The 9,710-nt window shown below is 43.8% G+C and carries 10 protein-coding genes and 2 pseudogenes; 7 read left to right on the top strand and 5 right to left on the bottom strand.

Annotated elements, in window-relative coordinates:
* Positions 1-174 precede the first annotated feature (174 nt).
* Positions 175-333: pseudogene (locus tag LC605_RS28620) on the bottom strand (PIN domain-containing protein); the annotation flags it as partial.
* Positions 320-565: an AbrB/MazE/SpoVT family DNA-binding domain-containing protein gene (locus LC605_RS28615; RefSeq protein ID WP_229550828.1), complete on the bottom strand. Its 246-nt coding sequence runs from the start codon at positions 563-565 to the stop codon at positions 320-322. The pseudogene LC605_RS28620 and the gene LC605_RS28615, both read right to left, overlap by 14 nt.
* A gap of 334 nt (positions 566-899) precedes the next feature.
* Between LC605_RS28615 and LC605_RS28610 the strand changes: the two are divergent.
* A pseudogene (locus LC605_RS28610) lies at positions 900-1,055 on the top strand (molybdenum cofactor biosynthesis protein B); the annotation flags it as partial.
* Between the two features lie 125 nt (positions 1,056-1,180).
* On the top strand, positions 1,181-2,929 hold the full coding sequence (locus tag LC605_RS28605) for a diguanylate cyclase (protein ID WP_229550827.1): 1,749 nt from the start codon (positions 1,181-1,183) through the stop codon (positions 2,927-2,929).
* A 184-nt stretch (positions 2,930-3,113) separates the two neighbouring features.
* Here LC605_RS28605 and mraY read toward each other — a convergent pair whose 3' ends face one another.
* Together mraY and LC605_RS28595 are read right to left on the bottom strand one after the other, a co-directional pair.
* Positions 3,114-4,205, bottom strand: a complete 1,092-nt coding sequence (mraY, locus tag LC605_RS28600; protein ID WP_229550826.1) for a phospho-N-acetylmuramoyl-pentapeptide-transferase — start codon at positions 4,203-4,205, stop codon at positions 3,114-3,116.
* Between the two features lie 79 nt (positions 4,206-4,284).
* Entirely contained in the window at positions 4,285-4,521 is a 237-nt protein-coding gene (locus tag LC605_RS28595; RefSeq protein ID WP_229550830.1) for a DUF3134 domain-containing protein, read from the bottom strand.
* 243 nt (positions 4,522-4,764) lie between these two features.
* Here LC605_RS28595 and LC605_RS28590 point away from each other — a divergent pair, with 243 nt between their 5' ends.
* The 5 genes from LC605_RS28590 (at position 4,765) to LC605_RS28570 (ending at position 7,670) form a co-directional block, all read left to right on the top strand.
* Positions 4,765-5,349, top strand: a complete 585-nt coding sequence (locus LC605_RS28590) for a PAP/fibrillin family protein (RefSeq protein WP_229550825.1) — start codon at positions 4,765-4,767, stop codon at positions 5,347-5,349.
* A gap of 45 nt (positions 5,350-5,394) precedes the next feature.
* Complete coding sequence (locus LC605_RS28585) at positions 5,395-5,544, top strand: hypothetical protein (protein WP_229550824.1); 150 nt, start codon at positions 5,395-5,397, stop codon at positions 5,542-5,544.
* Positions 5,545-5,686: 142 nt separating this feature from the next.
* Complete coding sequence (locus tag LC605_RS28580) at positions 5,687-5,902, top strand: photosystem I reaction center subunit IV (RefSeq protein WP_094349537.1); 216 nt, start codon at positions 5,687-5,689, stop codon at positions 5,900-5,902.
* A 538-nt stretch (positions 5,903-6,440) separates the two neighbouring features.
* Positions 6,441-7,361, top strand: coding sequence for a DNA-formamidopyrimidine glycosylase (locus LC605_RS28575; RefSeq protein ID WP_229550823.1), 921 nt, complete (start codon positions 6,441-6,443; stop codon positions 7,359-7,361).
* Positions 7,362-7,454: 93 nt separating this feature from the next.
* Positions 7,455-7,670 (top strand): NAD(P)H-quinone oxidoreductase subunit O, encoded by a 216-nt coding sequence (locus tag LC605_RS28570; protein WP_229550829.1) that lies wholly within the window; start codon positions 7,455-7,457, stop codon positions 7,668-7,670.
* 148 nt (positions 7,671-7,818) lie between these two features.
* On the opposite strand, the gene LC605_RS28565 is transcribed toward LC605_RS28570, so the two are convergent.
* Positions 7,819-9,423 carry an NAD(P)H-quinone oxidoreductase subunit N gene (locus LC605_RS28565; protein ID WP_229550822.1) on the bottom strand — a complete coding sequence of 535 codons (1,605 nt, stop codon included), beginning with the start codon at positions 9,421-9,423 and terminating at the stop codon, positions 7,819-7,821.
* Between the last annotated feature and the right edge of the window lie 287 nt (positions 9,424-9,710).

The following is a 9,710-nucleotide window of genomic DNA, read 5'->3' as shown; positions in this document are numbered from 1 at the left end:
TTTGAGGGATAAAAACGCAGCACTTAATATATTAAGCGAGGGTTTGAGATTACTAACCGCCGTCGGTACGCCGGAGGTTATAAAAAACGCCTGTGGAGAACTTGTAAGTCCTGAAGTAATTCAGGCACAGATCGTTGAAGCAGGAATCACGCGACTTCAAGTCGTGTGAGGTTCAAAAGGCTTCCCTCGTAAAACCCAAACCAATTCACAAAGAACTATATTTGCAATAAAACATTGCTCTTTGCTTTCGATAATTTCAGAAGCTTGTTTCCACTGCTTTTCATCATCCTTTGTCAAATAGCGCACTAGAATATTAGTATCAACTCCAATCACTTGAGCCTTCTTGAATTGCTGTTTCCATTTCTGTTAAAGTTGCACTCTTCATCCCCGGACTATGTAAAATGCCGGATAAACTTTGAACAGGGACATTAAGCGGAATCAATTTGACTGTCCCATTTTCATCAATCACAAAATCAACCTTACTACCTGCATTAAGATTAAGATAATCTCTAATTTCTTTAGGAATAGTTACTTGTCCTGTAGTGGTGATGGTGGTGCTAACCATTACACACATTCCTCATATAGACCTTTTCTTGGCATTATGATAGCAAAAATCAGCGATCGCTCGACTTTTTTACCCGAAGTTTTGTGTTCTGAGGTGGAACGATGGTGTTGTAAAGGCGTAGGCGTAGCCCGTCGTAGACATCGCTCGACTTTTTTACTCGAAGTTTCGTGTTCTGAGGTGGAATGATGGTGTTGGGAGGGCGTAGGCGTAGCCCGTCGTAGACATCGCTTTACTTTTTTACTCGAAGTTTCGTGTTCTGAGGTGGAATGATGGTGTTGTGAAGGCGTAGGCGTAGCCCGTCGTAGACATCGCTCTACTTTAAAGTGTAAATCTACAGGCGATCGCTTCTCGCGCCGTTGCTGGTGTTTATCAAAATAAACTAATCTTCTCGCTTCCTGGTTCCAGTAATGCTGTGCGACTAGCAATGGAAAAACTGATTTTACCCGAACTCACTCACTTAGTCAGTCAGGTTAGTAAGGGTGTCAAATGACCAGCCTTTCACAGGACTACCATAAAAATAAGCCACGAGGCACTGAAATCATCCTTTCTCTACTTACATATTGAGACTACCCAGAATTATAGTCAAACGCATGAAATGTTAATATCAGGTCACTAATGGAGCCTATTTACTGGAATTGCATAATTGCTCATGGCATCACTGCATTTTCATACTTTGGTATCCCCATAGTAATAGGGGTTTTTTTTGCCAAAACTAAAGCAACTATCCCTTCTAAGTTTTGGCTAGCCTTTTTCTTATCAGGTGGATTCGTACTATTTTGCGGATTTCATCACTGTTTGGCGATCTTTGAACCACACATGGTAGTGTCGGTACTACACTTAGGTGTACTCGACTTCATGGCGTTTGTTTCCTTCTTTGCCTTACTTTACCTGATGCCAACCGCTTATCAAATTGTAGAGGCGATCGCCAAATCTCAACAAGATACCCGCGAACTTCAACGCAGCCAGCAGATGCTACAGCTATTTCTAGATCAGGGCCCGTTTGGAGCCTATATCAAAGATGAGCAATCTACAATGCTCTACTACAACCAGGAGTTACAGTCTAGATTTTCGGTAGATCCACAAGAATGGTTGGGGAAAACTGATAGTGAATTCTTGACAGATCCACAAGAGGCGCGGCGGGTAATGGAAAACGATCAAATGGTTTTGAAGACTCTACAACCCTTAAGGGTGATTGAAGAGGTAAAGTTACCTAATAATCAGCCGTGCTACTGGCTATCGTTTAAGTTTCCATTTACTGATTATGCAACGGGCGATCGCCGTATCGGTGGGATCAGTATCGATATTACACAATCCATAGAAGCACAGCGATCGCTCACTGACCTAAATCGGCAGCTAGAAGAAAAAGCACTGGAATTAGAGGCAAAAAAACGAGAACTTATATATCTCTCAGATATGGCGGATATGCTTTATTGCTGCGAGTCTGAAGATGAGGTATATAAAGTGGTCGCTTTAACCTGTTCTAAGCTGTTTCCTAATACGAGTGGTTATATCTATACAATTGCTAATTCCAAGAATTATGTTCAACGGAATACTTTTTGGGGAGATGAAAGAAGCAGTAAAGAAATCTTCTCACTATCTGAGTGTTGGGCATTGCGGAGAGGGAAATTCAACCTTTTATCGCCTCATAATTCAGGACTGATGTGCAGCCACTTAATCCACCCTGTTAGCGGCGCACATTTATGTGTTCCGTTGTTTAGACAAGGCGAATTAGTTGGGATTTTGCACATCTATGCGCTTGAAAAAATCAGTCTAGAAGATCAACAAATTACTGAGATTCTTGCTAGAACATTGGGCTTTGCACTGAATAATCTCATGATCAAACAACGTCTAACCCATGAGAACTTGCGGGATGGAATGACCCAACTATTCAATCAAAGATATATGCAAACCATCACAGAACAAAGGCTAGCGGAAGCTGAACGGTTGGGACAACCTGTTAGTGTTATTTTCCTTGATATCGATAACTTCAAATCTTACAACTCGCGTTATGGGCATCTGACTGCCAACGTTGTTCTCCAGGGATTAGCAAAACTGCTGTTAAAATCTATTCGCTCCTTTGACATTGCTTGCAGATGGGGTGGTGAAGAATTTGTGGTTGTGATGCCCAATATGTCACTGGAAACACTCAGGAAGCGAGCAGAAGAACTAAGGGTAGATGTTGAACAAATGCAATTGAAGGACGGTAATCAGATCTTAGAAGGCATTACCGCTTCTTTTGGAATAGCTGTATCAGAACCAGGGATTACGGTTAAGGATTTTCTGAATCGGGCAAATCAAGCGATGCTTGAGGCAAAGCGAACAGGGAAGAATCGCGTTAGGGAGTATATAAGTACCCGTAATTAATTCATAATTCATAACACCGCAAGTGGTGAAATAGAATGTAGAGACGTAGCACTGCTACGTCTCTACACGGGTTCTAGTACCGTATAATAAGCAACTCCCTGAAGATGTGGGAGTTGTCATTTGGTATTCGACTATTTTCTCAAAACATGATTCAGAATGGAGCGATGCCTGGGTTGGGCTGCGCCTACGCCAAACAAATGGTAGCCAAAATAGCAGCGATGACATAGAATACTCCGACCACTTGCAATTCTGACCAGCCAGTGAGTTCTAAATGATGGTGTAAGGGTGCCATTTTGAAGAGGCGTTTGCCTTTGCCATCAGGCCCCTTGGTGGCTTTGTAATAACTTACCTGTGCCATCACGGAAAGAGTTTCTACGAAAAAGATACCACTGAGAATGAACAGAGGTACTAAGGTGTTTGTCAATAGGGCTACAGCCGCTAAAGCTCCTCCCAGTGCTAAAGAACCGGTATCTCCCATGAAAACGCGGGCTGGGTTACGATTATGGGCTAAGAAACCTAAGCAGCCACCACTTAAAGCAGCACAGAAAACCATCAACCCTGGTGCTGTAGGTGCGATCAAGACACCTAATGCCAAAAGTGCGATCGCTACTGTTCCTGCTGCCAAGCCATCAATACCATCTGTTAAATTAGTCGCATTACTTTCTGCAACTAGCACAAAACCTGCTAAGGGCCAAAATAGGAATCCTAATGGTAGTGTGAAGCTGACCCAAGGCAAAGCAATATTTGTAATATTAGAAGGTTGATTAAACATCAGCCATACACAAAACACAGCCGCAAAACTCACCTGCAAAGCTAGTTTTGTGCGGGGAGATATACCTTTATTTGATTTCCGGCGCAGAATTTGCCAATCGTCGAGCCAGCCAATCAATCCGTAGCTGATTGTCAATGTCGAAACTGCAAGTACATCTTTAGCAAAGTTAGACAATATGCAGGCAAGCAGCACAGATACAGGTATAAAAAATATACCGCCCATTGTTGGGGTGCCTGCCTTTTTTAAATGGGCTTGGGGGCCATCTTCGCGAATTATTTGTCCTGTTTTCAGTGCTTGAAGTAGGGGTATTACCCAATAGCCCACGGCACCTGAACCCAGGGCAGACAATAATAGTGGCAGAGTTAGTGACATACTGTGCCACGGTAGCCGATTGGCCATTGAATCCAATAAAAATGCTGTTGCACCTAGCCCTACGGCTAATAAAGAGGCTAGAGCGATTCCAGAAATATTTAATCCTTGCTCAGGAGATAATTTAGCGTCCACAGAAGTTTCCCTTCACTCCACACTTGTAAAACTGAATACCAGGAACTAAGGATACTATCAATTCCCTAGCCTGAAAAGGTTAATCGTCAGCGATTCCCATATCATCATCATCATCGAGGTCGTAGCCAATTCCATCTTCTACACCCATTAAAGAGTCTATTCCTTCTTCGTCATCTTGAAAATCCGGTTCGTGAACGTCACGCGCTATGATCCGACCGTTGTTTTGCAACCAGTCCAACAAAGAAGACTCTGGTTTTAAGGGGATGACATCGGCTCGTTGGTTACGGGGTTCTTCACGTAATGGAGAGTTCAACATATCGAGTGAGGACAAGAAAAGGTTTACGTAAGTTGACATTTAGAGTCTATCACTTGACACGGATTTATTTAGTTATCTTTTCAACCCTTTAGTTGAGAAATCCGTATTCAGATAGAAATTTTTTATTTAATAGGCATAAGGCTTTGGTCAAGGGATTATTAGTAATTTTTCTGGCTCTACACATAGGTGATGAATATCTTGTTTATGCTGATGGAAAGTGAGTGATTTTTGAGGTGACAGGCGATGATGGCAAAAGCGGCTCTTATCGATGCGATCGCTGGTACAAACCGAGGTTTACTGGCGACGGAAGCACAGAAACAGGTTATCTTAGCAGCGATCGCCAATTTAGAAGACTTTAATCCTACACCCCGTCCGGTGGAAGCTAGTAATTTGCTAGATGGTAATTGGCGATTACTATACACCACCAGCAAGGCTCTTTTAAACTTAGATCGTCTACCTTTGTGCAAACTGGGTCAAATCCATCAGTGTATCCGGGTAGAGACTACCAGTGTTTACAACATAGCTGAGATTTATGGCTTACCTTATCTAGAAGGATTAGTTAGCGTTGCTGCTAAATTTGAGCCAGTTTCAGATCGGCGTGTCCAAGTGAAATTTGAGCGGTCTATTATCGGCTTACAACGTTTAATAGAATACAATTCTCCGGTAACTTTTATCCAACAAATTGAAGCAGGTAGAAAATTTCCGGCCATTGATTTTGCCATAAATAGTGATAATCAGCAAGGCTGGTTAGATATCACTTATATAGATAGCGATCTGCGGATCAGCAGGGGTAACGAGGGAAGTGTGTTTGTGTTAACTAAAACATAACTTTGTACAAAATAACTGTTTCCGAACGAAGGTACGCTATAACGTGTGCCTTGTCAAGTAGGCTCTAATAAATCAGCAATTTGGGGGGATGGGGGAGATGGGGGGGATGGGGGGGATGGGGGAGATGGGGGAGATGGGGGGGATGGGGGGGATGGGGGAGATGGGGGAGATGGGGGAGATGGGGGAGACTATTAAAAGACCAATGCTCCATGCTCAATCCCCAATGCTCAATTCAGACAAATAACTTAACAAAGACTCTTGCTGTGACCTTGAGGTTGTAGAGTGAAATCAATTAGCCCTCTAGATTGGCAATTGATAACTAAAAGGGAAAATAATCATGGTTCAACGTGGTTCTAAAGTACGTATTCTCCGCCCTGAATCCTACTGGTTTCAGGATCTTGGAACTGTGGCTTCCATAGACCAAAGCGGTATCAAATACCCAGTAATTGTCCGCTTTGAAAAGGTAAATTACTCTGGTATCAATACCAACAACTTTGCTCAAGATGAATTAGTAGAGGTTGAAGCACCAAAGGCTAAAGCACCTAAAAAATAGCAGCAAAGCGACAAGGGGCTTGTTTGATGCGATGATGAAGGGTAGTCTGAAGTCTGAAGTCTGAAGTCTGAAAATTTCAGTTCATTCATTCTTTACCCTAGACTACCCGAATCTGCAAGAAGTCGCCCTGCGGGTATTTACCAAGAAATTGGGTTTAAAGCCCCGTCATAAAGGAAAAGATTTATAGGGGCTAGACGACTCAGAATTTTGGAACAAATTGTTTCAAGTAAAACAGGACTTGCACGGCAGTTGCAACAAGAGTGGCATAGCCGCCCAACGCACTGCCTCAGCAATGCAACTACCGAGGGGCACTCGGAAAGTTAACGCTTGGGGAGAATCCCACCTCTGGTCTGGATGACGCAAGGACTCTAGATTAAGTGGTTTCGTTGAACCAAGAATCCCCGTCGATTTATCGCGGGGAGTGTCAAGCTTTCTGTTAGGTAGCAATACAAGCCACCTACGAGTGTGTAAGTTTCTACGCCATCTTTTCTTTCTTGATCCCTCAAATATATCAAAATTGCCTGCTTAATCAGCTTGAATGCCTGAACTGCCTGAAGTTGAAACAGTCCGAAAGGGTCTAAATCAATTGACCCTCAACCAAGAAATCACGGGGGGAGATGTCTTGCTTGATCGCACCATCGCCTACCCGTTTTCTGTTAGTGAGTTTTTTGATGGCATTAAAAAGAATGCGATCGCCACTTGGCATCGTCGCGGTAAATATCTCCTAGCCGAACTCACCCCCTCATCCCCCTCATCCCCCTCATCCCCCTCATCCCCCTCATCCCCCTCATCCCCCTCATCCCCCTCCTCAACCAATTGGCTAGGGGTTCATTTGCGAATGACGGGTCAACTACTATGGCTGCATCGAGATGAACCATTACATAAGCACACGCGGGTTAGGTTATTCTTTGAGGAACACCGGGAATTACGCTTTGTAGATCAGCGTACCTTCGGTAAAATGTGGTGGGTTCCGCCTGGTGTTGCTGTAGAAAGTATTATGACTGGTTTGGCAAAACTGGCAGCAGACCCATTTTCACCCGAATTTACTGTTGAGTATCTAGCTCTTAAACTCCAAAACCGCCGCCGTCCAATTAAGACTGCGCTACTAGATCAATCAGTGGTGGCAGGATTAGGTAACATTTATGCAGATGAAGCATTGTTTAAGAGTGGAATTTTATCTGAAACCTTGTGTATCGATTTGCAGCTAAAGGAAATTGAGCGTTTGCGATCTGCCATAATTCAAGTGCTAGAAACCAGCATTGAAGCTGGTGGTACGACTTTTAGTAATTTCTTAAATGTTAAGGGTACCAACGGCAACTATGGTGGTGTAGCGTGGGTTTATAACCGGGCTGGAGAACCCTGTCGAGTTTGTGGTACAACAATTCAACGGATTAGGTTAGCTGGGCGGTCTAGTCACTTTTGCTCCCAGTGTCAAAGGCTAGGGGGAGTTGGGAGTTAGGAGTTGGGAGTTAGGAGTTGGGAGTTTTTACTTCTAACTTAGAACTCTTTTAAAATGCAGATGAAAGAAGTTACAAATTTGAGAGGGGAATTTATGGCAGTCAAAAAAGGAGATATGGTTCGCGCTGTGCGCGAGAAACTAGAAAACAGTCTGGAGGCCAAAGCCAGTGATACTCGCTTTCCTTCTTATTTGTTTGAAACCAAGGGCGAAATTGTAGATGTGAAAGGAGATTACGCCCTGATTAAGTTTGGGAAAGTGCCAACACCTAATATTTGGTTACGTGTGGATCAACTCGAAGAGTTTAAATAAGTTATCATGCCCGGGTAATTAGTTAAGTATTTCTTTCTTCTCTCTGTGTCCTCTGCGCCTCTGCGGTTCCTTAAAAGATATGACAAACGCCTGTCTGCTGATTAGCAAACAGGCGTGTCTTCGATTACAAAGTTTGGTTGAGACTCGGTTAAATCTTAGCAGTAGAATCAACTGAGAGTTGAGACTGACTAACCAAATCTAACTTTGGCAAAAGCAGTAGATTTTTTGCTTTTACACTACTGTTGATTGTTGCCTGCAAAATTGGCGTATTGGAAATAGAATTGTTAGCCAATGTAAACAATGGATTTGACAAAATCCCTGCGATGGAAGTGGCAATTAATGTTACCACCAATCCAACTTGCAAAGGTCTCAGCCCAGGCAAATCCCAACGGACTTGGGGATAATTCTTCACAGCGTCGGACATTTCATGGGGTTCTTTGACTACCATCATCTTAACTACGCGAATGTAGTAGTAGATGGAGACAACGCTGGTAACTAAGCCCAGCAAAACTAACCAATAAAGTCCTGCTTGCCAACCAGCCCAGAATAAGTAAATCTTGCCGAAAAACCCAGCTAATGGTGGAATACCACCCAAGGAAAGCAGGGAGATACTCAACCCCAATGTTAGGAGTGGATCTTTTTGATACAAGCCAGAGTATTCGGCAATCTGGTCGGTTCCTGTCCGCAGTGAGAACAGAATGATGCAGGTAAAGCCGCACAGGTTCATGAATAGGTAAACCAGTAGATAAAATATCATACTGGCATACCCTGCCTGTGTACCAGCAATCAAGCCAATCATCACAAACCCAGCTTGGGCAATGGATGAATAAGCTAGCATCCGTTTCATGCTGGTTTGAGCTAGGGCGACTACGTTACCCAAGATCATACTCAGAACGGCCAGGGCAGTGAAGACAAACCTCCATTCCTCAGCAACAAGAGGGAAGGCTGTTGTCAGCAAGCGGATGGCTAGGGCAAAACCCGCCGCTTTGGAACCGACTGATAAAAAGGCGATGACTGGGGTGGGAGCGCCTTCGTAAACGTCTGGTGTCCACTGGTGGAAGGGTGCAGCAGATATTTTGAAGCCAATACCTGCGATCGCAAAAACTAATGCAATCACTAAACCTAAAGATTGTCCGACTTTCGCTGTGGCAATACCATTAGCGATCGCACTTAGTTCAGTTTGTCCTCCAGATAGTCCATACAGCAGTGATACACCGTACAGAAATATTGCTGTGCTGGAAGCTCCAATTAACAAGTATTTCAGCGCCGCTTCATTGGAGCGAGGGTCACGCTTGGTATAACCTGTCAACAAATAAGAGGAGATACTCAGGGTTTCTAGGGAGATGAAAATCATCACCAACTCACTAGCCCCGGATAAAAACATCCCTCCTAAAGTAGCACTCAGCAAAATAGCGATGAATTCGGCTAAAGCGGTGCCACTCTGCTCAACGTAGCGAATTGACATCAGTATAGTGGCGATCGCAGACAAGGCAATAATACCGCGAAAGACAATACTCAGGTCATCACCGTTAAAGCCACCGGTAAAAGAGATGGGATTAGGAGAGTCCCATTGAAAATATAGGGCGATAATCGAAGCAAATAAACCTGCGATCGCTAGATATCCAATCCAGCGTGCGGATGTACGCCCCAAAATCAAATCAACAATCAAAACCCCCAAGAGGGTGAGAATAACAATCCCCTCTGGTAAAATCGTTCCAGCGTTTAGCTGGGATGCAATATTAGCAAAATCCATGAGATGTATAGGTTTTGGCGATTAGACATTAAGGCTAACTCTGTTCACTCTAGCAAGTTTTCTAATCCCCGGACTAGCTCTTTTAACAAGAGCTTAACAGCTTGGGTACAGGTGGCGATCGGCTACGGCACGCTAGGCAATCGCACCAATTTCACTGGCTTAGGACTTACGCAACTGGCATATTATTTGGAGTTTGTAGTGAACGCGAGTGCGTCTCGTTGGCGTGGTCACTGAGTTTACGGTGAGCATCTCGACTTTGCTCGTTGGCGTAGCCTAAGAAGAGATGG

Origin of the sequence: Nostoc sp. CHAB 5836, assembly GCF_020829445.1 — a bacterium.
Classification (GTDB): Bacteria; Cyanobacteriota; Cyanobacteriia; order Cyanobacteriales; family Nostocaceae; genus Nostoc.
Note: the sequence above shows the minus strand (reverse complement) of the source record. Positions and strands in the feature narration are given on the sequence as shown.

Excerpts from the sequence above, each read along its gene's own strand:
- LC605_RS28605 (WP_229550827.1), top strand. The coding sequence starts at position 1,181 with ATGGAGCCTATTTACTGGAATTGCATAATTGCTCATGGCATCACTGCA.
- LC605_RS28615 (WP_229550828.1), bottom strand. The coding sequence starts at position 565 with ATGGTTAGCACCACCATCACCACTACAGGACAAGTAACTATTCCTAAA.
- LC605_RS28595 (WP_229550830.1), bottom strand. The coding sequence starts at position 4,521 with ATGTTGAACTCTCCATTACGTGAAGAACCCCGTAACCAACGAGCCGAT.
- LC605_RS28570 (WP_229550829.1), top strand. The coding sequence starts at position 7,455 with ATGGCAGTCAAAAAAGGAGATATGGTTCGCGCTGTGCGCGAGAAACTA.
- LC605_RS28565 (WP_229550822.1), bottom strand. The coding sequence starts at position 9,423 with ATGGATTTTGCTAATATTGCATCCCAGCTAAACGCTGGAACGATTTTA.
- LC605_RS28590 (WP_229550825.1), top strand. The coding sequence starts at position 4,765 with ATGATGGCAAAAGCGGCTCTTATCGATGCGATCGCTGGTACAAACCGA.
- LC605_RS28580 (WP_094349537.1), top strand. The coding sequence starts at position 5,687 with ATGGTTCAACGTGGTTCTAAAGTACGTATTCTCCGCCCTGAATCCTAC.
- LC605_RS28575 (WP_229550823.1), top strand. The coding sequence starts at position 6,441 with ATGCCTGAACTGCCTGAAGTTGAAACAGTCCGAAAGGGTCTAAATCAA.